General features: G+C 69.1%; 27 protein-coding genes and 1 pseudogene. 15 read left to right on the top strand and 13 right to left on the bottom strand.

Annotation, left to right across the window (positions count from 1 at the left end):
* Position 1 precedes the first annotated feature (1 nt).
* On the bottom strand, positions 2-784 hold the full coding sequence (locus I55_RS26090; protein WP_044563648.1) for an SDR family oxidoreductase: 783 nt from the start codon (positions 782-784) through the stop codon (positions 2-4).
* Positions 781-1,110, bottom strand: a complete 330-nt coding sequence (locus tag I55_RS26085; RefSeq protein WP_044563647.1) for a nuclear transport factor 2 family protein — start codon at positions 1,108-1,110, stop codon at positions 781-783. Before I55_RS26085 ends, I55_RS26090 begins: the two co-directional genes overlap by 4 nt.
* A 133-nt stretch (positions 1,111-1,243) precedes the next feature.
* Here I55_RS26085 and I55_RS26080 point away from each other — a divergent pair, with 133 nt between their 5' ends.
* The 8 genes from I55_RS26080 to I55_RS26055 are packed head-to-tail and all read left to right on the top strand — an operon-like array spanning position 1,244 to position 5,975.
* Positions 1,244-1,615, top strand: coding sequence for a helix-turn-helix domain-containing protein (locus tag I55_RS26080; protein WP_044563646.1), 372 nt, complete (start codon positions 1,244-1,246; stop codon positions 1,613-1,615).
* A 50-nt stretch (positions 1,616-1,665) separates the two neighbouring features.
* The gene (locus I55_RS26075) at positions 1,666-2,967 is read left to right on the top strand and encodes a sorbosone dehydrogenase family protein (RefSeq protein WP_085940117.1); all 1,302 of its coding nucleotides are present in this window, start codon (positions 1,666-1,668) and stop codon (positions 2,965-2,967) included.
* Positions 2,964-3,338: a hypothetical protein gene (locus I55_RS37885; RefSeq protein WP_199902731.1), complete on the top strand. Its 375-nt coding sequence runs from the start codon at positions 2,964-2,966 to the stop codon at positions 3,336-3,338. Before I55_RS26075 ends, I55_RS37885 begins: the two co-directional genes overlap by 4 nt.
* Positions 3,335-3,673: a phytanoyl-CoA dioxygenase family protein gene (locus tag I55_RS37880; protein ID WP_252181322.1), complete on the top strand. Its 339-nt coding sequence runs from the start codon at positions 3,335-3,337 to the stop codon at positions 3,671-3,673. Before I55_RS37885 ends, I55_RS37880 begins: the two co-directional genes overlap by 4 nt.
* 49 nt (positions 3,674-3,722) lie before the next feature.
* Complete coding sequence (locus I55_RS37390) at positions 3,723-3,863, top strand: hypothetical protein (protein WP_159107276.1); 141 nt, start codon at positions 3,723-3,725, stop codon at positions 3,861-3,863.
* 27 nt (positions 3,864-3,890) lie between these two features.
* Positions 3,891-5,198 (top strand): SDR family oxidoreductase, encoded by a 1,308-nt coding sequence (locus I55_RS26065; RefSeq protein ID WP_044563645.1) that lies wholly within the window; start codon positions 3,891-3,893, stop codon positions 5,196-5,198.
* Positions 5,198-5,668, top strand: a complete 471-nt coding sequence (locus tag I55_RS26060) for a DUF2269 domain-containing protein (RefSeq protein ID WP_044563644.1) — start codon at positions 5,198-5,200, stop codon at positions 5,666-5,668. Before I55_RS26065 ends, I55_RS26060 begins: the two co-directional genes overlap by 1 nt.
* A 10-nt stretch (positions 5,669-5,678) precedes the next feature.
* Positions 5,679-5,975, top strand: a complete 297-nt coding sequence (locus I55_RS26055; RefSeq protein ID WP_044563643.1) for a putative quinol monooxygenase — start codon at positions 5,679-5,681, stop codon at positions 5,973-5,975.
* Between the two features lie 33 nt (positions 5,976-6,008).
* Here the strand turns inward: I55_RS26055 and I55_RS36335 are convergent, their stop codons facing one another.
* From I55_RS36335 to I55_RS26035, 5 genes are all read right to left on the bottom strand, one after another.
* Entirely contained in the window at positions 6,009-6,425 is a 417-nt protein-coding gene (locus I55_RS36335; protein ID WP_148293964.1) for a hypothetical protein, read from the bottom strand.
* Positions 6,426-6,427: 2 nt separating this feature from the next.
* Positions 6,428-7,360, bottom strand: coding sequence for a hypothetical protein (locus tag I55_RS26050; protein ID WP_148293963.1), 933 nt, complete (start codon positions 7,358-7,360; stop codon positions 6,428-6,430).
* Positions 7,361-7,450: 90 nt separating this feature from the next.
* The gene (locus I55_RS26045) at positions 7,451-8,146 is read right to left on the bottom strand and encodes an RluA family pseudouridine synthase (protein WP_044563641.1); all 696 of its coding nucleotides are present in this window, start codon (positions 8,144-8,146) and stop codon (positions 7,451-7,453) included.
* An 87-nt stretch (positions 8,147-8,233) separates the two neighbouring features.
* A complete protein-coding gene (locus I55_RS26040) occupies positions 8,234-9,337 on the bottom strand; it encodes a hypothetical protein (protein WP_148293962.1) in 1,104 nt (367 codons plus the stop codon).
* 171 nt (positions 9,338-9,508) lie between these two features.
* Positions 9,509-11,908 carry a penicillin acylase family protein gene (locus I55_RS26035; protein WP_044563639.1) on the bottom strand — a complete coding sequence of 800 codons (2,400 nt, stop codon included), beginning with the start codon at positions 11,906-11,908 and terminating at the stop codon, positions 9,509-9,511.
* A gap of 477 nt (positions 11,909-12,385) precedes the next feature.
* Between I55_RS26035 and I55_RS26030 the strand changes: the two genes are divergently transcribed.
* Positions 12,386-12,790 carry a hypothetical protein gene (locus I55_RS26030; protein ID WP_044563638.1) on the top strand — a complete coding sequence of 135 codons (405 nt, stop codon included), beginning with the start codon at positions 12,386-12,388 and terminating at the stop codon, positions 12,788-12,790.
* A gap of 16 nt (positions 12,791-12,806) precedes the next feature.
* On the opposite strand, the gene I55_RS26025 is transcribed toward I55_RS26030, so the two are convergent.
* The 3 genes from I55_RS26025 to I55_RS26020 are packed head-to-tail and all read right to left on the bottom strand — an operon-like array spanning position 12,807 to position 14,576.
* Positions 12,807-13,127 carry a hypothetical protein gene (locus I55_RS26025; protein WP_044563637.1) on the bottom strand — a complete coding sequence of 107 codons (321 nt, stop codon included), beginning with the start codon at positions 13,125-13,127 and terminating at the stop codon, positions 12,807-12,809.
* A gap of 16 nt (positions 13,128-13,143) precedes the next feature.
* Complete coding sequence (locus I55_RS39165) at positions 13,144-13,275, bottom strand: hypothetical protein (protein ID WP_286364321.1); 132 nt, start codon at positions 13,273-13,275, stop codon at positions 13,144-13,146.
* A 50-nt stretch (positions 13,276-13,325) separates the two neighbouring features.
* Entirely contained in the window at positions 13,326-14,576 is a 1,251-nt protein-coding gene (locus I55_RS26020) for a UbiH/UbiF/VisC/COQ6 family ubiquinone biosynthesis hydroxylase (RefSeq protein ID WP_044563636.1), read from the bottom strand.
* Between the two features lie 384 nt (positions 14,577-14,960).
* Between I55_RS26020 and I55_RS26015 the strand changes: the two genes are divergently transcribed.
* The 5 genes from I55_RS26015 to I55_RS25995 all read left to right on the top strand — a co-directional run bounded on the left by I55_RS26015 (position 14,961) and on the right by I55_RS25995 (position 21,339).
* Entirely contained in the window at positions 14,961-15,299 is a 339-nt protein-coding gene (locus tag I55_RS26015; protein ID WP_044563635.1) for a P-II family nitrogen regulator, read from the top strand.
* A 198-nt stretch (positions 15,300-15,497) separates the two neighbouring features.
* Complete coding sequence (locus tag I55_RS26010; RefSeq protein ID WP_083901444.1) at positions 15,498-16,778, top strand: aminotransferase class I/II-fold pyridoxal phosphate-dependent enzyme; 1,281 nt, start codon at positions 15,498-15,500, stop codon at positions 16,776-16,778.
* 181 nt (positions 16,779-16,959) lie between these two features.
* Positions 16,960-19,707, top strand: coding sequence for a DNA translocase FtsK (locus I55_RS26005; protein ID WP_085940116.1), 2,748 nt, complete (start codon positions 16,960-16,962; stop codon positions 19,705-19,707).
* Positions 19,708-19,881: 174 nt separating this feature from the next.
* Positions 19,882-20,523 carry an outer membrane lipoprotein carrier protein LolA gene (locus tag I55_RS26000; RefSeq protein WP_044563634.1) on the top strand — a complete coding sequence of 214 codons (642 nt, stop codon included), beginning with the start codon at positions 19,882-19,884 and terminating at the stop codon, positions 20,521-20,523.
* 36 nt (positions 20,524-20,559) lie between these two features.
* Positions 20,560-21,339: a gamma-glutamyl-gamma-aminobutyrate hydrolase family protein gene (locus I55_RS25995; protein ID WP_044563633.1), complete on the top strand. Its 780-nt coding sequence runs from the start codon at positions 20,560-20,562 to the stop codon at positions 21,337-21,339.
* A gap of 113 nt (positions 21,340-21,452) precedes the next feature.
* Here I55_RS25995 and I55_RS25990 read toward each other — a convergent pair whose 3' ends face one another.
* Positions 21,453-21,995 (bottom strand): glutathione peroxidase, encoded by a 543-nt coding sequence (locus I55_RS25990; protein ID WP_044563632.1) that lies wholly within the window; start codon positions 21,993-21,995, stop codon positions 21,453-21,455.
* A gap of 182 nt (positions 21,996-22,177) precedes the next feature.
* On the opposite strand from I55_RS25990, the pseudogene I55_RS25985 reads away from it, so the two are divergent.
* Positions 22,178-22,971 (top strand): annotated as a pseudogene (locus I55_RS25985) (exodeoxyribonuclease III).
* Between the two features lie 61 nt (positions 22,972-23,032).
* Here the strand turns inward: I55_RS25985 and I55_RS25980 are convergent.
* Positions 23,033-23,329 carry a hypothetical protein gene (locus I55_RS25980; protein ID WP_044563631.1) on the bottom strand — a complete coding sequence of 99 codons (297 nt, stop codon included), beginning with the start codon at positions 23,327-23,329 and terminating at the stop codon, positions 23,033-23,035.
* Between the two features lie 176 nt (positions 23,330-23,505).
* Positions 23,506-23,798, bottom strand: a 293-nt coding sequence (locus I55_RS25975) for a GNAT family N-acetyltransferase (RefSeq protein ID WP_044563630.1), incomplete at its 5' end; no start/stop codon positions are given.

Here is a 23,798-nt window from a genome sequence, read left to right as displayed (position 1 = left end):
CTCAGGCGGTCGGTACCGTGCCGCCGTCGATGACGTATTCCGTGCCGCTGATGGCGCCGGCGCGGGATGAGGCGAGGAAGGCGATCAGGTCCGCCACCTCTTGCGGTTTTGCCGGCCGGCCCAGGGGTATACCCCCCAGCGATCGCATGATGATGGCTTTGCCGCCCTCATAATCCGTGCCCGCGTTTTCGGCCAGACGCTGGGCCAGGGCCACGGCGGCCTCCGTCTCCACCCAGCCGGGGGAAACCCGCACCACGCGCACCCCCTGGGGCGTCACCTCCTTCGACAGGCTCTTGCTGTAGGTGGACAGCGCCGCCTTCGCGGCGGCGTAGGCCGTGGTCGATTCCGGCAGCGGCAGCACGTGCTGGATGGAGGTGACGTGGATGATGACGCCGGCGCCCCGGGCGATCATCCCGGGCAGCAAGGCCCGGTCCAGGCGTACGGCGGCCATCAGGTTCAGGTTCAACTCCGCCGCCCAGGTGGCGTCATCCAGGGCCGCGTAACCGCCCCCGGGCGCCGTGGACCCGCCCACGACGTTGACCAGGATGTCGACCCCGCCCAGCCGGGCCAGGGCCGTCTGGGCCACCGTGGCGCAGCCCTCCGCCGTCCCCACGTCGGCCGCGACATACAGCACGCCGTCCTCCGGCGCCGGGGGCAGCGACCGGGCCGTCGTCATCACCGTGGCGCCGTTCCGCCGCAAGGTCGCGACGACGGCGGCGCCTACGCCCTTGGTGCCGCCGGTCACCAGCGCCCGCCACCCCGCCAATCCCAGATCGAAGCTCATGGCGCGATCTCCAGCCGGGCGATCTTGTCGCCCGCCAGGACGAAGGCGTAGCGCAGGTCCACGGGACTGCCGGGGAAATTGCCGATCACGTGGCTGGTGACGACGATGCGACCATCCGCGTCGGAGGCCAGGGCGACGGGCGTGCTGGTGTAATCGTATTGGCTGCTGGCCGCCGTCTTCCAGGCGGCGATGGCGGCGTGGCCGACGTGGGTGTGGCCTTCGTCCATGACCACGCCTTGGTCGGTGAAGCAGGCGGCGACGGCGCCGCCATCGCGGCTTTCGGCCGCGAAGAACGCGGCGATGGGGGATGGAAGGGTAAGAGGCATGGGTTCATCCTTTCTCATAGGCGCCACCGACGACGGTTGCGCTGAAGGAAAGGTGTCCATAGGCTTACCAAACCACAAGAACGGACAAAAAAGTAAGGTACATACCTTTTGGTAAGTATGGAGGAGATGCGGGATGAGCCGAGTCGAATACACGGCGCTGACGGCCGCCGAGGGGGTGGAGCAGGCGTTTCGGATGCTGGAGGGCCGGTGGAAACTGCTCATCCTTTTCCATCTGTTCGGTGGCCGGCTGCTGCGTTTCTCCGACCTGGAGCGCGCGCTGCCGGGCATCTCCCAGAAGATGCTGATCCAGCAGCTGCGCCAGATGGAAGGTGACGGCATCGTCCGCCGCATCGTTCATCACCAGGTGCCGCCGAAGGTGGAATATGGCCTGACCGATTGGGGACAGGCGCTGTGCCCGGCGCTGGACGCCCTGCTGTATTGGGCCGAACAACGCTCGCCCGCCGCCCAACCGGCATCACCCGTATCGCCGACGCTGGCCGATTGACCGCTTCCACCCCATGTCCTTGCCGTGGCAACGGGAAGTGGGAGGGCGGGATGCCTGTCGGGCGTATCCGTGAAGCGTACCGCCTGATCGGTGCCGGGGTGCTGGGGGTGCTTGCGCTGGTCTCGCTGGTGGGATCGCCGCCGGCAACGGGCCGGGTGCATGTCGGCTACGCGACCCAGGGGCGATGCGATGGCTTTCCGGCGGTGGCCCTGAAGACGGCGCCTGGCCTGTGCGTGGGATTGGTCTCCAGCCAGCTGGGCTTTGCCCGGGGGGTGACTGTGCTGGGCCATGACGTCTATGTCGTGGACCTGGGCGGGGGCTGGCGCCACAACCATGGCCGCCTGCTGCGCCTGAAGGACGATGGCCGGGCGGCACCAGAGGTGCTGCTGACCGGCCTGGATGAGCCCAACGCCCTGGCCCCGGCCCCTGGCGGCCGCCTGTACATGAGCGTGCTGGGCCGCATCGTTTCCCTGGACCCCAACGCCGCCGACGTGGCGGCCAGCCAGCGCGACGTGGTGACGGGGCTGCCGCGCGGTGGCCTTCACCCCCTGGCGGCCATGGCGTTGGCGCCGGACGGATCGCTGTTCGTCAATGTCGGCTCCGGCACCGACCATTGCGAAACCCCCGGCGGCAAGAAGGGCGAGGACACGCCGCCCCAGGCCGATGCGCCCTGCCCCGAAACGGTGGGCGCCGCCCCCCGGGGTGTCATCCTGCATGTGACGCCCGGTGCCATCCCCGTGAACGTCGCCGGCCTGCGGCCTTACGCCCAGGGCCTGCGCAACGCCATGGCGCTGGCGGTGCTACCCGGCAACCAGGTGGTCACCGCCACCAACGCCCGGGACAACATCGCCGACGCCGATCCGGCGCTGGCGGATGAAGACTTGCCGCACGACCTCTACCTGACCCTGAAGGAAGGCGCGGACTACGGCTGGCCCTATTGCTATGACCAGGGCGTGCCCAGCCCGGAGTACCGCGGCGGCTACACGGCGGCCGATTGCCGGGCCCGGCAGGCCCCCACCCTGCTGCTGCCGGCCCACGCCGCCCCTCTGGGCCTGCTGCCCTATGCCGAGGGCCCGCTGCCCGGCCTGGCGGGGACCCTGCTGATCACCCTGCACGGCTATCGCGACACCGGGCATCGTGTCGTCGCCTTGCCCATCGACGCCCAGGGCCGCCCCACCGGCGCGGCCAAGGACATCGTCTTCGGCTGGGACGCCGTCACCGGCGACCATCCGCAGGGGGCGCCCGTCTCCCTGGCGCGCCTGGCCGATGGCAGCGTGCTGGTGACGGAGGACCACAACGGCACGCTGCTGCGCCTGGCCCCAGGGGGCGTGATCAAAGCGGGCGCCCCGTGAGCGACGTTCCGGCCCTGACCTTCGCCCGCGATGGTGCCCAGCGGTATCCGGCCGCCCTGTCGCCCACCGACCTGGACCAGCTGGCGCGGACACTGGACACGACCCCCGCCGACCGCGCCGGGGTGCGCCTGCGGGACGTCGCCGGGCTGGGCACCTTCCTGGATGCCGCCGGCCCGGTGGGCGGCCTGGCCGCCTCCATCCTGGGTCCGGCCGCCCGGCCGGTGCGGGTCCTCCTGTTCGACAAGAGCGCCGCCAACAACTGGGCGCTGGGCCAGCTGGGTGCTGGGCTGGCACCAGGACCGCACCATCGCGGTGGCGGCGCGGATGGATGTGCCTGGCTATGGCCCGTGGAGCGTGCCCGTGGAGCATGAAGGACGGCCTGATCCACGTGGCGCCGCCGGCCGACCTGCTGGCCGGCATGATCACCCTGCGCGTCCACCTGGATGCGGTAGGGCCGGACAACGCCCCCCTGCTGGTGGCGCCGGGGTCCCATCGCCTGGGCCGGGTGGCGGTGGCCGACATTCCCGGCGCCGTGCGCCGCTGTGGCCAGGTGGCCTGTCTGGCGGAGGCCGGCGACATCTGGCTCTACGCCACCCTGATCCTGCACGCCTCCGACGCCGCCACGCGGCCCCGGCACCGCCGGGTGCTGCAGGTGGACTACGCCGTGGGGGATTTGCCGGGCGGGCTGCGCTGGCTGGGGATCTAGCGTCCCTTCAATTCCCGCCCGGTAATACGGTCGGGCAAGTCGATCGTTGATGACCGTTGGCTGGCTGCTGCCCCGGCCAGTGCGCGACGCGCTGTACGGTGTGGTGGCGCGCAACCGCCTGCGCTGGTTTGGGAAGCGGGACGTCTGCTACCTTCCCCGTGCGGAAGAACGGGACCGGTTCATCGCCTGAAGGGGCGGGCCGGCGGGGGAATGGGGCATGCGCGTCCTGGTCATCGGGGCCTATGGTCTGATCGGCGGTTACGTCGTGGCGCGGCTGCTGGCCGAAGGGCACGCCGTCACCGGCGCCGGCCGCGAGATCGCGGCGGCCGCCCAGCGCCTGCCCCAGGTGCGCTGGGCGCGCATCGACCTGGCCACGGCGATGGTCCGGGACTGGCTGCCCCTCCTGGCGGAGGTCGACGCGGTGGTGAACTGCGCCGGCGCCTTGCAGGACGGGCCGCGCGACAACCTGGCCGCCGTGCACCGCGATGGCGTGGCCCGCCTGGTGGACGCGTGCGTACAGGCGGGCGTACGGCGCCTGGTCCATATTTCCGCCGCCGGTGTCGCCGCCCATCGCGGCCTGGGCACCCAAGGCGACCGCTTCAACGACACCAAGCTGGCCACCGAGGATTTGCTGCGCGCCGGCGATCTGGATTGGATGATCCTTCGCCCCGGCCTGGTGCTGGCGCCCGCGGCCTATGGCGGCAGCGCCCTGCTGCGCGGGCTGGCCGCCTTTCCCCTGGCGCTGCCGGTGGTCCATGCCGATGCCACCGTCCAGGTGGTGGCGGCGACCGACGTGGCGCGGGCGGTGGCCATGGCCATTCGGCCGGACACCCCGCCCCGGCGCGCCATCGACCTGGTGCATGACCAGCCGGTGAGCCTGGCCGACCTGGTGGTCACCCTGCGGCGATGGCTGGGCCTGGCGCCAGCACCCCTGTGGCGGGTTCCGGCCGGTGTGGCCCGGTTGGCGGCCAGGGGGGCCGACGCCCTGGCCTGGGCCGGCTGGCGCAGCCCCCTGCGCACCGCCACCCTGGATCAGCTGCGCGGCGGCATCGCCGGCGACGGCCAGGCCATGGAGCGGGAACTGGGGCTGAAGCCCCAGTCGCTGATGGACATGCTGGCCGCGTATCCCGCCGGGGTTCAGGAACGATGGTTCGCCAAAAGCTACTTCATGAAGCCAGCGATGCTGGCAATGCTATCATTTTTCTGGGGACTGTCCGGCCTCATCGGCTTCTGCCGCGTGCCGCAGGCGGCCGCCGTGCTGACAACGGCGGGGATGGCGCCGGGGCCCGCCACGCTGGCGGTGCTTCTGGGTTCCACGGCCGATCTGGCGCTGGGCATCGGCGTCGTTTCCCGCCGGTGGGCAAAGACGGCGCTGGTGGGCATGGTCCTGGTCTCGGCCGCGTACATGGTGGGCGGCACGCTGTGGCGGCCCGACCTGTGGCTGGATCCCATGGGGCCATTCCTCAAGACCCTGCCCGCCGCCCTGCTGGCGCTGGCCGCCCTGGCCTTGCTGGATGAACGCTGATGGATATCTATAGCTGCGTGAAGGTGGCCCACGTCATCGGTGCCGCCGTGCTGTTCGGCACCGGGGCCGGCATCGCCTTTTTCATGCTGATGGCCCATCGCGCCCGCGATGCCGCCGTCATCGCCCACACCGCCCACGTCGTGGTGGTGGCCGACACCCTTTTCACCGCGTCGGCCGTGGTGGCCCAGCCCATCACCGGCGCCACGCTGGCCCATTTGGCGGGTTATCCGCTGTTCAGCGGTTGGATCGGTCTCAGCCTCATCCTGTATCTCATTACCGGCGCCTTCTGGCTGCCCGTGGTGTGGATGCAGATCCGCATGCGCGACCTAGCGCGGGCGGCCGTGCGGACGGGTCAGCCGCTGCCGCCGGCCTACTTCCGCCTGTTCCGTGTATGGTTCGCCTTCGGCTTTCCCGCCTTCGCCGCCGTGCTGGGCGTCCTGTGGCTGATGGTGGCCAAGCCCACTCTATGAAGGAAGCCCGATGATCGCCCAGTTGATCCGCCTGGAAGTCGCGCCCGAATTGCGGGAGCAGGCGCTGGCCCTGCAAGCGGTGAATGTCACCGGCACCCGCGCGGAGCCCGGCTGCCGCCGCTTCGACTTCGCGGCGGCCAAGGACGAACCCGGGGTCTATTATATCTGGGAGGTGTTCGAGGATCAGGCCGCCCTGGACGCCCACTACGCCGGCGCCTATTTCCAGGCGTGGCGAACCTGGATGCTCGCCCAACCGGAGGGCAAGGTCGTCCGCACCCGCTTCCCGATTGATCCGCTCTGGCTGTGAGAGACAGCCGGGCAAGTTACCGTGCAGCTTGCTTCATCGCTCCGCATCAGGGAAGGCTTCTATGTAAAGTAAAACCTTCGTATGTTGATTGCCCAGCTGTGCATGTTCCAAAGTTCCGGTGAGTGTCATTTGCTGACCGATCCTGCCTTTGGGATAATAGGGGACTATAAGCTGCAATCTCTTTAGATTTTTCTCGGCCGCTTCGTAAGCGTCATCATTCTCGTCACGGCCGTTGGCGCGCACGCAAATCGGGTGAGGCAGTTCGAGAAACAAGTAGGTTTCCAGGCGATCATCGGGATTGCCAGGATCCGAATGAAATGAATGTTCCGAGATTCGGCCTGTAAGGGTGACTATTTTAGGGTGATAGTCCAGGCATTCACTTTGCTTACCGTTAGCGGTGGCGGCCAGCAAGGCCGCCACCGACAGAATGACTATGAATACGCCGCGCATGATCAGCGCCCCTTTCTGGACACGGTTCCCATGGTCCATCCTTCTTGGCGGCGTTGGGCGGCCATGACAGCGGTGAGTTGTTCATCTGTGAGATCCTTGATTTTTTCTTTGCCCGATAACCCAGTCCAAAGGCGTATCCGCGCCCTGTAGGCGGGCACGTCGTCTTTTTTCGGATCTGCCCAATGGCCGATCATCTCATCCAGGGTGCCATCGCCGTATTGTCCCAGTAGAAGGGCTTTTTGAGCCGCTACACCGGTCGCTTCGTCTGGAAAAATGGCCCGTTCGCCGTCGCTTCCTATGGCGCCATGCCTGCGAGCGAAGGATTTTTCACCGTCCTTGGGTTTATAGCCAATATTGCCGGGGTTGTTGTTGCGCCAGGATCGATCGCCGCCACTACGGGTTTCGGTGGAACCATCGCTGCTCTCAATGACGACCACCTTGTGACCCTGCTTGTTTGCGCGCACCGCGCGGGGCGGGTCCTTCTTCGACGGTTCGCCAGGGCTCGCACTCTCGCCGTTGCTGGTCCACTCACCACCCTCCGGGTTTCCCTCAGGCACGCGCGGTTGGTCTTCCCATCCGCCTTTCAGCAGCGTGTCGCTCTCCGCCATGGCCCAGGCGGCTTCCTCGTCCGCCAGGGGCGGAAGGGCCGCATGGACCAGGGAAATACTGGCCAGAGCCGGTTCGCCCCTGTTCAAGGCATGGGCGACGCGGTCCAGCTGCCGCATCCGCCGTTCCATATCCCGGGCATGGCCATAGCCCTTGGCGAACAGATGCGCCAGCACCCGGCGATCCCGTGCCCACCATCGGCCGCCGATATCCCGTTCCAACAGAGGTACGGCGGCGCCAATGAAGGCGCCCTGGTCATTGAGATAGGCATGGCGTCCGTCGCCGCCGGGGCCGGCGAGGGTGAACTTCCTCAAGACAGGCAAATCCATTTCCGACTCCGAGGGTGGCTTTATCGAAGTCAGAACATATCAGGAACATTAGAGAGTTGCAATATCGGCAACCCGCAAAACCTGTGATGCCTACTCCCCCGTCCAGCCGCAGCGCTTCAGCGCCGCGCGCAGGTGGGCGGGGACGGGGGCCTCGGCGCCCACGGGGTCGCGGCTGGGATAGAGGGGCAGGACGATGCCGCGCGAATGCAGGTGCAGGGCGCCGGCGGGCCCGCCATAGGCCGGATCGCCCAGCAGGGGGCAGCCGACATGGGCCATGTGCACGCGGATCTGGTGGGTGCGGCCGGTGCGGGGGTTCAGCTCCACCCAGGTGATGGGGCCGTCCGGCGTCTCCGCCCGGCCCCGCACCCTGTAGTCGGTGACGCTGGCTTGGGCGTCCGGCGTGCCGTCGGGCACCACCTCCATCTTCCAGCCGTTCCTGTTGGTGCGCTTGAACAGGGCGGCCTCGATGCGGCCTTCCTCCGCCGGGGGCGACCCCGCCACCACCGCCCAGTAGGTCTTGGACACGCGGCCCTCCTGGAACAGCTTGCCCAGCTTGCGCAGCGCCTTGGGGTGGCGGCCCAGCACCAGGCAGCCGCTGGTGTCGCGGTCCAGGCGGTGGGCCAGGGTGGGCGCGCGCGGCAGGCCGAAGCGCAGGGCGTCGAAATGGCGTTCCAGGTTGTCGCCGCCGCCGGGGCCGGCGTGCACGGGCAGGCCCGCCGGCTTGTCGATGATCAGCATCAGCGCGTCGCGGTACAGCACGCGCGCCTGGATGTCTTCTGGCTTCATGGGGGCATGGGTCCTGAGGGGTGGCGCCGCACCGGTGGCGCCACGCTTGGTCCCAGGCCTTACCCCGTCAGCCGGCGCTGATCAAGCTCAGGGATCGCGCGACGGGGCGGCCGCCACCGGCTGCGCCGCCAGGCGGCCGGCGCCCAGGGTGTTGAGGAAGGCGGGATGCGGCACCGTGACCGCCGCCGGCTGGCGGTTCAGGCCATGGTGAAGGGCGATGTCCAGCACCCAGGACAGGTAGGTGTCGATCATGCCGCTGACGTGGAAGGCGGGGCAGCCGGTGAACAGCCGGTCGTGGCCGGTGGTCACGGGGTGGATGCCGTCCAGCCGCAGATCCAGGCGGCGGTCCGGCCCCTCGCCCACCAGGCGGAAGGGCGACCCTTCGTGCGTGGTGGGGTTCACGGCCGAGTCGCCATGGGGGTGCAGATGGGCCGCCTCCAGGAAGGCGACGATCATGCCCAGGCTGCCGGAGGCCAGCGTGGCGATCTCCTTGCGCGACCGCCACAGCATGGCGCGCCATTCCGCCGGCGGCAGGTCCACGCCCAGGTGATAGGCCGCCTCCACCAGGCTCCAGCACACGTGGAGGGCCGTGTTGCTGCCGGTCTTGGCGATGCTCAGCACCGAATGGTCGGCGCGTTGGTACAGGGCGGAGCCCTTGAAGAAACGGCTGGCGGCCCGGGCCATGCGGCCGAAGGGGCAGGCGATGGGGGCCTCCGGCGCGCCGCGCGTCTCCCCCCGGGTGGCCCCGCGGGCGTCCAGGTCGGCCATCCAGGCGTCCAGTTCACGGTTCAGGCCCAGGCAGCCGGCGGTGCGCAACAGGCCGAAACGGTGCTGCGCGCTCATCCACGACGGCAGGGCGGCGAAGGGGCCGGAGCCCGTGTCCTTCATCCGCCCCATGGCGGCTCCCAGGCGGTGGCGGAAGTCGCGGAACAGGAACACCAGGTGCAGGTTGCCCTTCAGCCGGTCGATGTTGTCGGCGCTGAGCGTCAGGTCGGCGTGGGCCAGGGCCAGGTAGGTGTCCAGGGCGTCCGGATCGCCCGTCAGGTCCATCATCTCCAGGACCGGCGTCACCGCCAGGCGTTGGATGCCGGCATCGGCGTGCGCCTCCTGGTAGGCCCGGGCGAAGGAGCCACTGGGCGCCTCCAGGGCGGAATCGGTCGAAGTCAGGCCGGAAACAACGCCACCATCCATGATGCAGGCACCCCGCAGATTGAACCGCGGAACATCCAAGCATGGGGCAGGCCAGGCACTGATCGCAGACGAATCAATGCATTAGTGCGTCATAGGCAGAAGTGATGGCGTCCGTGGCCGGCAAATCCTGCCGGCTTCCCGGGGGCGTGCCGGCAGGATTTGCCCCGGGCGTCACGGGGCCCTGGCCGGCTCCAGGGTCATGCGCCACCGGGTGGGGCCGGGCAGCAGGGGCGTGGGCCGGCCCTGCACCCAATCCTCATGCCCCTTGTTGTAGTAGGGCGACAGCGGGTGGCCGCTCTGGCCCGTGGGCATGTGGAACAGGCCGGTGTCCTCATGCCCGGGCGACACCACCAGCCGTTCCGAAGCGCCGAAGGCGGGCGCGGTGACGCGGGGCTGGTACAGGTCGCCCGGCACCGGTTCCGACGGCGGGTCCAGATAGGGGCTGAGCACCGGTGCCACGTTGGACAGGGGGTGTCGGATGGCCAGGCGGTTGCGTTCACCCCAGGTGAAGTGGGCGATGTCGCCGCCGCTCTGGGTGATGCGGTCGCGCACGTCCTTCAGCGCGGCGTCCAGCAGGGCGTCCCAGCTCTTGTATCCCGGCGGCACCAGCCCCGGCAGCTTGGCGGTCAGCAGGCGGCGGGCCGGCCCTTCCGCCTGTTGGGAGATCAGGTCGTTGGCATGGGTGCCGGCGGGGCCGGCCAGGGGGGCGGTGTAGGCCTGATACAGGCGGTCCACCACGGCGCCGCGGAAGGTGCGCACCAGGCGATAGCCAACGGACGGGATGGCGGCGCGACCGCCCCAGCTTTCCACCGGGGCCACCAGGGCCGCCAGCGCCGGGTCGCCGACCCTCTCCCCCAACGCCTGCAGCATCAGGCGCTGCCAGAAGTCCAGCAGCGGGGCGCGGTCGTCCAACTGGATGGCCAGCAGATCCTTTTCGGTGAAGCTGTCCTTGGCCAGCAGGTCGTCGCGGATCTGGCCGGCGCGGCCACCCAGGGCATAGCCGCCGAAACCCAGCTTGGCCAGGGCGTCGCCGCCCACCACGCGGGTGTTGGCCGTCCACAAACGGCCGTTGGCGGGGTTGGCGATGACCGGCACCTCCGCCGGCGACAGATAGCCGTTCCACCCGGCCTTGCCGTCCGCCCATGAGGTCGGCAGCGTGCCGTCATGGCCGAAACGGCGGGGCACCAGGCCCACCACCGTCCAGGCGATGTTGCCCTTGGTGTCGGCCACCATCATGTTCTCGTTGGGGATGGGCAGGCGGTGGGCGATGGCCACCGCCTCATCCACCGATCCCGCCTGCTCCAAGGCGGCGCCGGCGGTCATCACCTCCGCCCCCACGTCGTGGGCCACCCAGCGGTAGGCCAGCTTGCGCCCCTGGGGGTCCGTGCCCACCACCGGGCCCCAGTCGCTGTCCTCCACCATCAGGCTGGGGCAGCTGGTGGGGCACAGCGGCTCCAGATGCTTCACCAGGGTCTTCGGGCCATCGGGGCTCTTGTAGCGGTCGGGGTCGCCGTCCACCGGATCCAGCACCACGACGTCGCCCGTGTCGACATAGGCGTCGGTGTAACCCCAGGCGACATGCCTGTTGCTGCCGACCACGATCAGCGGATTGCCCGGCAGGGTGACGCCGATCAGGTCCTGCGTGGGGGCGTCGGCGCCGGCGGGCTTCACCACCAGGCGGGCGCGGTACCAGGTGTTGGGCGTGCGCAGGCCCAGGTGCATGTCGTTGGCCACCATGGCGGCGCCCGTGCCGGTCAGGCCGCCACCCACCGCCCAGTTGTTGCTGCCGCGGGCCAGCGACTCTTGCTGCGGCGGCGCCTGGCCCATCTTCACGGCGGGGGTATAGCTTTCCGGCATGGGCGGCTCCGGCAGCGTGCTGCCGTCCAGCGGCGCGTCCAGCTCCGTCCCCTTGGGGTAGAGGAAGTTGGCCATGGCGGGGCCCAACTGGTCGATGGCCAGGGCCAGGCGCTGCTCATCCCACCCGTCGGAGGACTGGAGGTCGAAATACATGGCGTCCACGACCAGCAGCGTGTCCTCCAGCGCCCAGGGCTTGGGGGGCTGGCGCAGCAGGGTGTATTCGAAAGGCGCGCGGCGCAAGGCGCCCAGGCCGCTGTTCACGCCGGCGGCGTAGGCGGCCAGCATGGCATGCTCTTCCGGCCCGGCCCGGTCCACCGCCGCCTTGGCGCGGGCGCGGAAGCGGTGCAGGCGGTGGGGCGTGTCCATCTTCACGGTCGCCGGGCCGATCAACTCCGACAGTTCGCCGGCGGCGGTGCGGCGTAGCAGGTCCATCTGGAAATAGCGTTCCTGCGCGTGCAGGAAACCCAGGGCATAGATCAGGCTGGCGCGATCGGGGCCGGTCAGGGTGGGCACGCCGTTCTCATCCCGCTCCACCGTCACGGGGGCGCCCAGGCCGGGGATGGCCGCTGTCCCCTCCAGCTGGGGCAGGCTGGCGTTCAGGCTCCAGGCCGACCAGGCGCCGGCGCCCACGATGCCCACCACCGCCACGCCGGCGATGCCGCCCAGCCAAGCCAGAACCCGGCGCCCGGTGCGGCGGTCGGTCGTCGTTCCCATTCCTGTCCCCATAAATCAGGCCCCCATGCATCAGGTCCCGTTGTCCCGCGCCCCGTACGCCCGGGCCTTGGTGGCGGCGCATTCTCATCCAATGTGTCGGCCCCTGGCAACAAATCCCCGGGATACGCGGGGCCGCTCAAACCGTTGGTGCCGGCCGGGCCGCTTGGCTATGGTCGGGCCTCACGCTTTGGGGAGGCATGCCGGCCATGGCCTGGACACGTGACGCAACGCGGGCACTGGACGCCCAGGGCCCGGGGGCCGCAACCCGTGACGCCTTCGACCTGCCGCCGACATCATCTACCTGGACGGCAATTCCCTGGGCGCTCTGCCCCGCGCCCGCGCCTGTCACGGGTGGTGGGCTTCAACGGCTGCGACGCCGACCTACGGCTACGTCTGGGACGCCGTGGACCACTTGGTGGATATCATGGACAGCGGGATGTGGAAGGAAGCGCGCTTCCATGAACGGTCGGCTGTGACGTGAAGCGCTACCTGCCCCTCATCGCATGCGTCGCCGTCATCCTCCTGGAAGCCGTCTTCGGCCACCAGAGCATCTGGCTATCCCGCGCGGCGGGCCGGCAGCCGCCCAGAACGCGGGAGGAGGCGTACCAGACCCTCAGCCGGATCCGTCAGTACATCCAGGTCGGCATGACAGGGGAGGAGGTCCGGCGCATCGCCGGGACGGCGGGCATCCGCCTGATGAGGATCGGCTTCATCAACGAACCACCCGGCCCCGGCGAGGAGATTCAGGTTCCCGACACCTACAGCCTGTCCCTGGGCGTTCCGGTGTCACCGCCGGACGGTTCCAGTCCTGTGTCCATGATCGTCCACGTCAGTGGCGGCCGGGTGGACAAGGTATCCCCGGTGTCGCCGCCGGGGCCTTGAGCCCGGCTTCGGAGGCTCAGCGTCTGAACCAGCGCCAGCCTTTGGTTAGGATGAAGAACACCACGATCGCTGTGGGCGTTATCCAGGGATAGAGGTTGACACCCATGCCGCTTCCGCCGATCCCCGGCGCGAAGCCGCCGCCCAGCGGCACGACAACCATGAGATTGAAGGCGATGAACATCATCAGGAGCGCCACCTTCGACTCCCCCATGACGGCCGCGTGAAGGGCGCCGCCCATCCCGTACAGAAGCCTGCCCAAGGGATAAGTGATCAAAACCGTGATGATCAGCTTGGCCGCGACATTGGCGGTCGGAATTCCATGGTGGCGGGGCGGCATGGGCCGGGTCCGGTGATCAGAGGCTGGTCCGGACACTGAACAGATCCGGAAAGAACTTCAGCTCCAGCACCTTCACCAGATAGCTGACGCCGCCGGTGCCAGGCTTGAAGCCAATGGTGCCAGGCTTGAAGCCAATGATGTGTTCCACCGTCTTCAGCTGGAAGCGGTTTTCTTCTCGGATGTCATCGCGCTTCGTTCTTACAGCCGCTCGCCGCGCACCAGGCGGGGCAGTTCGCCGACGACGCCCATGGCGTGGCGCATGAACAGCTTCTTCAGCGGCATCAGGGGGGCGGAGTTCACGGCGGCCAGGCCCAGGCCGCGCGCCACCTTCAGCGGGGCGATGTCGTTGGAGAACAGGCGGGTCAGGCCGTCGGTCACGCCCAGCAGGCTGACATTATCGAACCGGCGCCAGCGCTGGTACCGCTCCAGCGTCGCCTGCCCGCCCACATCCAGGCCCAGGCGCCAGGCGTCGACGATGACCTCCGCCAGGGCCGCCAGATCCCGCAGGCCCATGTTCAGGCCCTGCCCCGCGATGGGGTGCATGGCGTGGATGGTCTCGCTGACCAGGGCCAGCCGGCGGTCGATGTAGCGCTCGGCGTGCTGCAGCGACAGGGGATAGCTGTAGCGGCCGCCCACCGGCCGCACGGCGCCCAGCCAGTCGCCGATGCGGGCCTGCAGTTCCTTGGTGAAGGCGTCGTCGTCCAGGGCCATGTAGTGGGGCACCGCCGCGTCCGTGTCGGACCAGACGATGGAGGTGCGATTGCCGGTCAGCGGCAGCATGGCGAAGGGCCCGCTGGGCAGGAACATCTCGACCGCCACGCCGTGGTGGGGGAATTCATGCTCCACCGTCACGGCGATGGCCGTCTGATCGTACTTCCATCCCGACAGCCTGATGCCGGCGTCCTTGCGGCACAGGCTGCCCCGGCCGTCGGCGCCCACCACCAGGCGGGCCCGCACCCGCCGGCCGTCCGCCAGGGTGATGGTGGCCACGGCCGGGCCACGGTCCAGCGCCGTCACCTCCACCGGCGCCAGGTGGGTGACGGACGGCAGTTCCGCCAGCCGGGCGAACTGCGCCCGGCGCAGCACGATGTTCTCCACGATATAGCCGAAGGGCTGGTCGCCAACCTCGCGGTGGTCATAGTGCAGGAAGGTCGGCCGGTTCTGGTCGGTGACGCGGATGTCCAGGATGGGACCGGCGTCGCCGTTCAGGTGGGCCCACACCCCCGCGCCCTCCAGGATCTTCATGCTGCCATGGGAAATGGCGGTGGTGCGTCCATCGAAGGTGGCGCCCAGCTGGTGTGCCGGGCTGTCGCGGTCGATGCAGATGGTGCGCACGCCGGCCGTGCCCAGGGCCGCCGCCAGCGACAGGCCCGCCAGGCCGCCGCCGACGATGGCGACATCGGCGACCAGATCGGCATCGGGGGTGGGGATGGGGGCTACACTGGACATGGGCGCGCCTTGGCAGCAGGGGAAACTCCAAGGCGCAGCATCGCGACCCCATCGGCGCTTGTCCAGTGCCGCGCATATGATCGATCCTTGGGTCTGCACTGCCTATATTTTATGCAATTGCCGCCACTTTGTGGGCTGTTAACCGTGGACAGGGCAATCCGCCGCCATCGGCTGCGCGGAAAAGCGGCGAAAAGCCGCAGCCTTTACCGATGGGGGCCCACCGCCGCCGCCACTCTTTCGGATGGTCCACGACAATCGTGTGACCGCGGCACGCTTCTTGAAGACCACGGGGCCCAGAAACGCCCCGCCGGTCTTCCGCCCCCGCCCAGGGGGTCGCGAAGACGGCCCCGGGGGCGCCCGGTCCCTGGCGTTTGAGGAATGCCGATGAAGCTCGTGGTGGCGGTGCTGAAACCGTTCAAGCTGGATGAAGTGCGTGAGACGTTGGCGGACATGGGGCATGTGGGCGTGACGGTCAGCGAGGTGCGCGGCTGCGGCCGGCAGCAGGGCCGGACGGAGATCTACCGGGGTGCCGAATACGCCATGAACTTCCTGCCCAAGGTGAAGATCGAGGTGGCGGTGCCCGACGACCAGATGGAAAGCGTGGTGGAGGCCATACAGGCGACCGCCAACACCGGCCGCATCGGCGACGGCAAGATCTTCGTCATGAACATCGCCGAGGCGGTGCGCATCCGAACCGGCGAACGGGGGCGCCCGGCCCTGTGACGGGCGAAAGCCGGCGCCCGCCTTGTCACCCGATTTCTTTTCACCGGATTTCTAAGCGTTTAGTGGCAATTAGCGGATTCTAGGGCGCTTTTCGGCGGACCGGCCGGCGGGGCGGTGGCGCTGCGGCGCTTGTGCGGGCGGGGTGCGACGGCTACTATCGGGTCCTCTTCCCGATATGGCCCGGATACGATTTTTCCCATGAAACTGGCGGCTGACCCCCGGCTTTCCGTCACGGCGACTCCGGTCACGGTCCCCGCCCGGGCCCCCATCCTGAACGACCGCCTGGACACCCTGTCCGATTATCCCTTCAGCCGGCTACGGACGCTGCTGGCGGATGTGACGCCGCGCAGCAATGGGGCGCCCCTGATGCTGTCCATCGGGGAACCGCAGCATGAACCGCCGGCCCTGCTGGGCCAGGTGCTGGCCGCCGCCCCGCTGGCCGACTGGTCCAAGTACCCGCCCACCAACGGCACCGCCGCCTTCCGCGCGGCCGTTCACGGCTGGCTGTGCCGCCGCTACGGCCTGCCAGCGGACTTCGTCGATGCCGACGAGGGCATCCTGCCCGCCACCGGCACGCGTGAGGCGCTGTTCCAGGTGGCGCTGCTGGCCACGCCGCAGCAGAAGGACGGGCGCCGGCCCGCCGTGCTGATCCCCAATCCCTTCTACGCCGTGTACGAGGGGGCGGCGGCACTGGCCGGCGCGGAACCGGTGTTCATGCCGGCGACGCGGGAGACGGGTTTCCTGCCCGACCTGGACGCCCTGTCGCCCGACCTGCTGGCCCGCACGGCCCTGATGTATCTATGCACGCCGTCCAACCCGCAGGGTGTGGTGGCGGACCTGGCCTATCTGAAGAAGGCCATCGCGCTGGCCCGCGCCCACGGCTTCGTCCTGGCCATGGACGAATGCTATTCGGAACTGTGGGACAAGGCGCCGCCGCCCGGCGCCTTCCAGGCGGCCCTGGCCCTGGAAGCCGAAAAGCCGGGCCAGGGCACGGCCAACCTGCTGGTCTTCAATTCCCTGTCCAAGCGGTCCAGCGCCGCCGGCCTGCGCTCCGGCTTCATTGCCGGCGACCCGGCGCTGATCAGGGCCTTCACCCACATGCGCAGCTATGCCCTGGCGGGCAACGCCCTGCCGGCGCTGGCTGCGGCGGCCGCCCTGTGGGGCGACGACACGCATGTGGAGGAGAACCGCAACCTCTACCGCCTGAAGATCGACGCCGCCGAGGCGGCGCTGGGCGGCCGCTATGGCTTCTATCGCCCGGCCGGCGGCTTCTTCCTGTGGCTGGAGGTGGGTGACGGCGAGGCCGCGACCCGCGCCCTGTGGCGCGAGGCGGGCTTGCGCGTGCTGCCCGGCGCCTATTTCACCCGGTCGGCGGCGGACGGCGGCAACGCCGGCCAGCCCTTCATCCGCGTGGCCCTGGTGCACGACACGGAAACGGTGGCCCGCGCCTGTGAGACCATCGCCCGGGTGTTGGGATGACCGGTGCCGGCATGACCCGGCCCACGGCGATGTTGTTTGTCGGCCTGACATAAAGTTGCCTGATACCGCGTTTAACCCTGGGATCGGCCCCGTGCCCCGCCGGCATCGGCGCCGTTTCCCTTCCGCTTTTCCAGTCCGTAAGTTTCACAGCCCGTAAGTTTTCAGGAACGAGCGACGGCCCATGACGACCCGCCTTGCATCCAGCCCCGGTTCCCGGGGCAACCGCGATCCCCTGTCCTCCGGTTCCGGACCCACCGGCCCGGGCAAGCGCCGGCGCGGCAGCCTGCTGCCGGATGGCGCCTCGCAGTTCCTGATGCGTCGCGCGACGGAGGTGGGCGGCCTGTGCGTCGTGCTGCTGGCGCTGGCGCTGGGCGCCATCCTGTTCAGCTACGACCCGAACGACCCCTCCCTGAACACGGCCGGGCCCCATACGGTGGTGCACAACGTGGCGGGTGCCATCGGCTCCTACACCGCCGACGTGCTGGTGCAGTGCTTCGGCCTGGCATCCTACCTGCTGGCGGTCATCATCGCCGGCTGGGGCGTGCGCATCCTGCGCCACGATCCGCCCAGCTTCTGGGCCGGGCGCCTGGCCCGCGGCCTGATCGCCGTCATCCTGGCCGGCGTCTCCCTGGGCGGCATCTCCGCCCCCCTGGGGGGCGGGGCCGGTGGCAATGTCGGCCGCGTCTTCGTCACCCTGATCGACGGTTTCCTCACCACCCACCTGGGGTGGAGCAGCCCGGTGCTGCTCGGCATGGTCATGGCCTTGGCCACCATGGCGCTGATCGTCGTGGCCCTGGGCGTGCCCTTCTACCAGGCCTTCGCCGCCGTGGGCGCCACCTACGCCACCCTGCGCCGCATCGGCCAGTGGCGCCCCTTGCCCAAGCCGGCCCCCGCCGCCGTCCGCCGTCCGCCGCAACCGGTGTATGACGAGCCGGAAGACGAGGGTTATGACGACCATGTGGAGGAGGACGCGCGGCCCGCCGGCCTGGCCAGCCGCCTGCGCGCGGCCGCCGGGTCCGCCCTGGGTGGCGGCATTGGCGGTTTGGGCGGTCTGGCCAACGGGTTGGCCGGCGGGCTGACGGACCGGCTGAAGGGCCTGTCGGCGCGGGAGCGTCCGGCCCCGGCGCCCCGGCGGGAGCCCGGCTTTGGCGACGGCACCCGGCGCGAACCCAGCCTGTCCATCCCCCCTCTCGACCGGCCTGGGGACCGCCCTGGGGACCGGCTGGGCGACCGCGAGCCGCCGCGCGCCGGTGAGCTGGATGTGGAGGGCGGGGCCGCCCCCCGCCGCCCGCTGGCCACGGTGGTGCCGCCCAAGGCCAAGCCGGTGGAGATCGCCCGCAAGGCGCCGGCGGCCGTCCAGCCCAGCCTGGACCTGGAACCCGATGGCCCCAGCGACTATGAACTGCCGCCGGTGGAGCTGCTGCAACTGCCCGACCTGTCGGTGCGCAGCCCCGGCGTGAACGAGGAAGGCCTGCGCCAGAACGCCCAGCTGCTGGAAGGCGTGCTGGACGACTTTGGCGTGAAGGGGGAGATCGGCAAGGTCCACCCCGGCCCCGTGGTCACCCTTTATGAGCTGGAACCGGCGCCGGGCACCAAATCGTCCCGCGTCATCGGCCTGGCTGACGACATCGCCCGGTCCATGAGCGCGGTGTCGGTGCGCGTGGCCGTGGTGCCCGGCCGCAACGTTATCGGCGTGGAGCTGCCCAACGCCAAGCGTGAGACCGTCTACCTGCGCGAATTGCTGGAGGCGGAGACCTACGACCGGGCGCAGCACAAGCTGGCCCTGGTGCTGGGCAAGGACATCGGCGGCCAGCCGGTCATCGCCGATCTGGCCAGCATGCCCCACCTGCTGGTGGCCGGCACCACCGGTTCTGGCAAGTCGGTGGCCATCAACACCATGATCCTGTCGTTGCTCTACCGGCTGCCGCCGGAGAAGTGCCGCTTCATCATGGTCGATCCCAAGATGCTGGAACTGTCCATCTATGAGGGGATCCCCCACCTGCTGGCGCCGGTGGTGACCGATCCCAAGAAGGCGGTCGTGGCCCTGAAGTGGACGGTGCGGGAGATGGAGGACCGCTACCGCGCCATGTCCAAGCTGGGCGTGCGCAACATCGACGGCTACAACATCCGCCTGCGCGAGGCCCGGCAGAACGGCGAGACGCTGACCCGCCGTATCCAGACGGGCTTCGACCCCGACACCGGCAAGCCGGTGTTCGAGGACCAGCCCATCGACCTGACGGAACTGCCCTACATCGTCGTCATCGTGGATGAGATGGCCGACCTGATGCTGGTGGCCGGCAAGGATATCGAGGCCGCCATCCAGCGCCTGGCCCAGATGGCGCGCGCCGCCGGTATCCATATCATCATGGCGACACAACGTCCCTCGGTGGACGTCATCACCGGCACCATCAAGGCCAACTTCCCCACCCGCATCAGCTTCCAGGTCACCTCCAAGATCGACAGCCGCACCATCCTGGGCGAACAGGGCGCCGAACAGCTGCTGGGCCAGGGCGACATGCTCTACATGGCCGGTGGCGGCCGCATCACCCGCGTCCACGGGCCCTTCGTCCGCGACCAGGAGGTGGAGGAGGTGGTGAAGTTCCTGAAGGCGCAGGGCGAGCCCAACTACGTCGACGCGGTGACGGAGGAGGACGAGGCCAGCCCGTTCGACGACGACGGCGGCTCCGGCGGCGGTTCGGGTGGCAATTCCAGCTCCGGCGACGACCTCTACGACCAGGCGGTGGCCGTGGTCTGCCGCGAGGGCAAGGCCAGCACCAGCTTCATCCAGCGCCACCTGCGCATCGGCTACAACAGCGCCGCCCGCCTGATCGAGCGCATGGAGCAGGAGGGCGTGGTCAGCCGCGCCAACCACGTTGGCAAGCGCGAGGTGTTGGCGCGCAACATTGATGACCATGAGCGCGTGAATTAGAGCGGAACGCGATCAGGTGGACTCACCTGATCGCATCCCGCTCTAAGGCACGTACATCGGCAAGGGAGCTGGGTACGGGGGCGCGTACGCCCCCTCCCCTCTCGGTCCGATTTTCCAACGCCTTGTATCGCCACCAAAATTCCGCCTTAAAGCGCGGTCTATCCTGAAAGCATCATGATCCGCCGCACCGCCCTCGCCGCCCTCGTGGCGCTCGCCGCCGCCCCTCTGGCCCTGATCCAGCCGGCGGCCGCCAAACCCCCCAGCCAGTTCACCGAGGAGGACAAGGGCAAGCTGAAGCAGGTGGAGACCTACCTGAACGGCATCCAGACCCTGAAGTCCGCCTTCCAGCAGGTGAACCCGGACGGCAGCCTGGTGCGCGGCACCTTCCAGCTGAAGCGGCCGGGCAAGATGCGGATCGACTACGACCCGCCCAACAAGAACTTCATCGTGGCCGACGGCCACTTCGTCTATTTCTGGGATGCCGAGGCCAAGGAACAGTCCAACGCCCCCATCGGCAGCACGATGGCCGACTTCATCCTGCGGCCGGACCTGCACCTGTCGGGCGACGTCACCGTCACCTCGATGGAGGACAGCGCCGGGGTGCTGGAGGTGACGCTGGTCCAGACCAAGGATCCCGGCCTGGGCCGGCTGACGCTGATGTTCCAGGAACAGCCCTTCGGCCTGCGCAAGTGGCGGGTGCTGGACGCCCAGGGTGCCACGACGGAGGTGGCGCTGCTGGACCCCCAGACGGGCGTCAGCCTAGCCGACGACCAATTCTATTTCCGCGACCCCAGCCGCCGCAAGGAACGCGACTGAGCCCTTGCCGGCGGCCTTCCGAGGAGGGCTTCAGCGATGATCAGCCAATCCCGTGGCCAGCCCCGAGTGGGTCTGCCTGTCGTCGGCGTGTCCTGCGACTACCGCACCGTGGGTCGCCACCCCTTCCATGTGGTGGGCGACAAGTATGTGCGCGCGGTGTCGGACGGGGCCGACGCCCTGGCCGTGCTGCTGCCCGCCCTGGGCGACCGATACGACGCGGCGGAGGTGGTGGCGCGCCTGGATGGCCTGCTGTTCACCGGCAGCCCCAGCAACGTCCACCCCGACCGCTACGACGGCCCGATGTCGGAGCCCGGCACCCTGCATGACGTGGCGCGCGATGCCACCACCTTCCCGCTGTTCCAGGCGGCGCTGGCCGCCGACCTGCCCATCTTCGCCATTTGCCGCGGCCTGCAGGAACTGAACGTCGCCCTGGGCGGCACCCTGCACCAGAAGGTGCAGGACGTGCCGGGCCTGATGGACCATAGGGATGACGAGTCCCAGCCGCTGGAAGTGCAGTACGGCGGCGCCCACGCCGTGGACCTGACCCCCGGCGGCCTGATGGCCGGCATCACCGGGCGGGAGCGCATGACCGTCAACTCCCTGCACCAGCAAGGTATCGACCGGCTGGCCCCCAGCCTGGCGGTGGAGGCGGTGGCGCCCGATGGCCTGATCGAGGCCGTGCGCGTGGAAGGCGCCACCTTCGCGTTGGCGGTGCAATGGCACCCGGAATGGCGCTACTGGGAGGACCCGGCGTCGGTCGCCCTGTTCAAGGCCTTCGGCGACGCCGTGCGGACCCGGGCCTCCCGGCGCGGCTAGGCCAGCGGCATGGGCCTCTGGCTCATGCCCTGTAGGCCGCGACCGCGGCCGCCGGAGCGAGCACCGCAGGAGCGGAGCGAGGATAGCCAAGCCAGCGGATGCTGGCGCCCGTATCAGCCCAGCGCTTTTTCGATGGCCCCGACCAGGGCCGGGTCGTCCGGCGTCACGTCGGGCGCGAAGCGGGCGATGACCTGGCCGTCACGGGCCACCAGGAACTTCTCGAAATTCCACAGCACGTCCGTCTCATGCTTCGGCCCCAGGCCGCGCTGGCTCAGGCGGTCCAGCAGCGTGCCGCCCTCCTTGGTCTGGGCCTTGGGCTGGGCCGCGATCAGCGCCTGGTACAGCGGGTGCCGTTCCTCCCCGTTGGCGTGCAGCTTCGAAAAGACCGGGAAGCGGACGCCGTAGTTGCGCTCGCAGAACTCCTGGATCTCCTCGGCGCTGCCCGGCTCCTGCCCCGCGAAATCGTTGCAGGGGAAGGCCAGGACCTGGAAACCTTGGGATTCCAGCCGGTCGTACAGGGCGGTCAGGCCGGCGTACTGCGGCGTCAGCCCGCACTTGGACGCGACGTTGACGACCAGAAGCACCTGCCCGCGGTAGTCGCCCAGGCTGGCCGACGTGCCATCCAGGCGCGTCAGGGGAATGTCGTAAACGCTCATGCGCAGGCTCTGCTTTCCTTGGGGGACGGGTATTGGGGGATGGCAGGGTAGGCGTGGATTCCATTGCGCGCAACCTATCCCGGCCTCCTGTCCACCTGCCGGCGCCGTCGCTTGATGTTTGACGCGGGGCCGCCGCTGACCGTATGCAGCGGGGGTTATCCCTTCAGCCCCATGGACGCCTGATGCGCATCGTCACCTGGAACATCAACTCGGTGCGGCTGCGCCTGGACATGGTCTTGCGCCTGGTCGACGATTACGGCCCCGATGTCCTCTGTCTGCAGGAAACCAAGGTCATCGACGACGCCTTCCCGCTGAAGGCCTTGGCCGACCGGGGCTATGTCCACGCCCATGTCCGGGGGATGAAAAGCTATAACGGCGTCGCCATCCTCTCCCGCCTGCCGCTCAGCGGCACGGGCGGCACCCTGTGGTGCGAGCGGCAGGACTGCCGCCACGTCCAGGCGGAATTGCCGGGTGGGATCGAGCTGCACAACTTCTACATCCCCGCCGGCGGCGACATCCCCGACCCGGACCTGAACGACAAGTTCCGGCACAAGCTGCGCTTCCTGGATGAACTGGCGGCCTGGGGCGAAGCGTTGGAGGACCGGGCCAAGCCGCGCATCCTGGTGGGCGACCTGAACATCGCGCCGTTGGAAAACGACGTCTGGTCCCATCGCGCGCTGCTGAACGTCATCTCCCACACCCCCATCGAGGTGGAGAAGATGGAGGCGATGCGCCGGGCCGGCGATTGGGTGGACGCCGTGCGCCACTTCCTGCCCGCCTCGGAAAAGCTCTACACGTGTGGTCCTACCGCTCCGCCGACTGGGGCCTGTCCGACCGGGGCCGCGCCCTGGACCACATCTGGGTCACCCCGGCGCTGGTGCCGCGCCTGCTGGGCTACACCGTACTGCGCGAGGCGCGCGGCTGGGGGCCGAAGCCGTCCGACCACGTGCCGGTGATGATCGATATCGATGTGTGACGGCGCATCAAGTGCCGCAAGAGAGTGCCTTTAGTCCGCGCCCGGCGCCTGAAGGGAACACCTAAACCGTTACGTCCACCAGTTGGCCGCGCCAGGGATGGCCGCTGCTGCGGGCGCGGACGGCGTTGGCGCCGGTGTCGTGGGCTTGGCCGGTGTCGGTGCCGCTCTTGTTGTCGCGGCTGCCTTCCGACTTGCCGGTGGGCTGGGCCGCCACCGACGTCTGCGTCGCCACCGGCTTGGCGGAACCCTGCGCACCCGCGACAGCCGCCAGGAACGACGGGTTCTGCGTCGGCGTCTGCTGCTGCGGCGTCAGTGCCGGGGTCGGCACGGCCTGGGCGGTGGTGGGCGGGACAATCATGCAAACGACTCAACGCCCTGGCTGTGGATAAGTCAATACGCACCAAGGACGTAAAGAAGCCGTCAGCCATGCGGTGGAGAAGGGGGAGTCTTCCCGGGCGCATCGCGAGTCTAAATACCGACAATTTTATATAATTACTGTCCCGCCCGCCTTGATCCCTGGGTACCGCCGAGTCTTCAGCCGAAGGTGTAGTGCACTTCCACGATGCCGGGGTCGTCGGGATAGTCGGTCTGCTTGAAGCCCAGGTCGCGGCACATCTGCAGCATGGTGACGTTCTCGCGCAGCACCTCGCCGAACACTTCGCGGATGCCCCGGGTGCGGGCGTAATCCAGGATGCGGGTCATCAGCAGATAGCCCAGGCCCTTGCCCTTCATGTCGCTGCGCACCAGCACGGCGTACTCCGCCTTCTCGTTGTCCGGATCGGCGGTGATGCGCACGGTGCCGAAGATGGCCTCGTCCCCTGGGCGCA

Source organism: Azospirillum sp. B4 (assembly GCF_000333275.1).
Taxonomy (GTDB): domain Bacteria; phylum Pseudomonadota; class Alphaproteobacteria; order Azospirillales; family Azospirillaceae; genus Nitrospirillum.
Note: the sequence above shows the minus strand (reverse complement) of the source record. Positions and strands in the feature narration are given on the sequence as shown.

Coding starts and splice junctions, on each gene's coding strand:
- I55_RS26015 (WP_044563635.1), top strand. CDS start 14,961: ATGAAGCTCGTGGTGGCGGTGCTGAAACCGTTCAAGCTGGATGAAGTG.
- I55_RS26020 (WP_044563636.1), bottom strand. CDS start 14,576: ATGTCCAGTGTAGCCCCCATCCCCACCCCCGATGCCGATCTGGTCGCC.
- I55_RS26005 (WP_085940116.1), top strand. CDS start 16,960: ATGACGACCCGCCTTGCATCCAGCCCCGGTTCCCGGGGCAACCGCGAT.
- I55_RS26080 (WP_044563646.1), top strand. CDS start 1,244: ATGAGCCGAGTCGAATACACGGCGCTGACGGCCGCCGAGGGGGTGGAG.
- I55_RS26035 (WP_044563639.1), bottom strand. CDS start 11,908: ATGGGAACGACGACCGACCGCCGCACCGGGCGCCGGGTTCTGGCTTGG.
- I55_RS26045 (WP_044563641.1), bottom strand. CDS start 8,146: ATGAAGCCAGAAGACATCCAGGCGCGCGTGCTGTACCGCGACGCGCTG.
- I55_RS37390 (WP_159107276.1), top strand. CDS start 3,723: ATGACCGTTGGCTGGCTGCTGCCCCGGCCAGTGCGCGACGCGCTGTAC.
- I55_RS26060 (WP_044563644.1), top strand. CDS start 5,198: ATGGATATCTATAGCTGCGTGAAGGTGGCCCACGTCATCGGTGCCGCC.
- I55_RS26000 (WP_044563634.1), top strand. CDS start 19,882: ATGATCCGCCGCACCGCCCTCGCCGCCCTCGTGGCGCTCGCCGCCGCC.
- I55_RS25980 (WP_044563631.1), bottom strand. CDS start 23,329: ATGATTGTCCCGCCCACCACCGCCCAGGCCGTGCCGACCCCGGCACTG.
- I55_RS26040 (WP_148293962.1), bottom strand. CDS start 9,337: ATGGATGGTGGCGTTGTTTCCGGCCTGACTTCGACCGATTCCGCCCTG.
- I55_RS26075 (WP_085940117.1), top strand. CDS start 1,666: ATGCCTGTCGGGCGTATCCGTGAAGCGTACCGCCTGATCGGTGCCGGG.
- I55_RS25990 (WP_044563632.1), bottom strand. CDS start 21,995: ATGAGCGTTTACGACATTCCCCTGACGCGCCTGGATGGCACGTCGGCC.
- I55_RS25995 (WP_044563633.1), top strand. CDS start 20,560: ATGATCAGCCAATCCCGTGGCCAGCCCCGAGTGGGTCTGCCTGTCGTC.
- I55_RS37880 (WP_252181322.1), top strand. CDS start 3,335: ATGAAGGACGGCCTGATCCACGTGGCGCCGCCGGCCGACCTGCTGGCC.
- I55_RS36335 (WP_148293964.1), bottom strand. CDS start 6,425: ATGCGCGGCGTATTCATAGTCATTCTGTCGGTGGCGGCCTTGCTGGCC.
- I55_RS26010 (WP_083901444.1), top strand. CDS start 15,498: ATGAAACTGGCGGCTGACCCCCGGCTTTCCGTCACGGCGACTCCGGTC.
- I55_RS26065 (WP_044563645.1), top strand. CDS start 3,891: ATGCGCGTCCTGGTCATCGGGGCCTATGGTCTGATCGGCGGTTACGTC.
- I55_RS26050 (WP_148293963.1), bottom strand. CDS start 7,360: ATGGATTTGCCTGTCTTGAGGAAGTTCACCCTCGCCGGCCCCGGCGGC.
- I55_RS26025 (WP_044563637.1), bottom strand. CDS start 13,127: ATGCCGCCCCGCCACCATGGAATTCCGACCGCCAATGTCGCGGCCAAG.
- I55_RS26090 (WP_044563648.1), bottom strand. CDS start 784: ATGAGCTTCGATCTGGGATTGGCGGGGTGGCGGGCGCTGGTGACCGGC.
- I55_RS26085 (WP_044563647.1), bottom strand. CDS start 1,110: ATGCCTCTTACCCTTCCATCCCCCATCGCCGCGTTCTTCGCGGCCGAA.
- I55_RS26055 (WP_044563643.1), top strand. CDS start 5,679: ATGATCGCCCAGTTGATCCGCCTGGAAGTCGCGCCCGAATTGCGGGAG.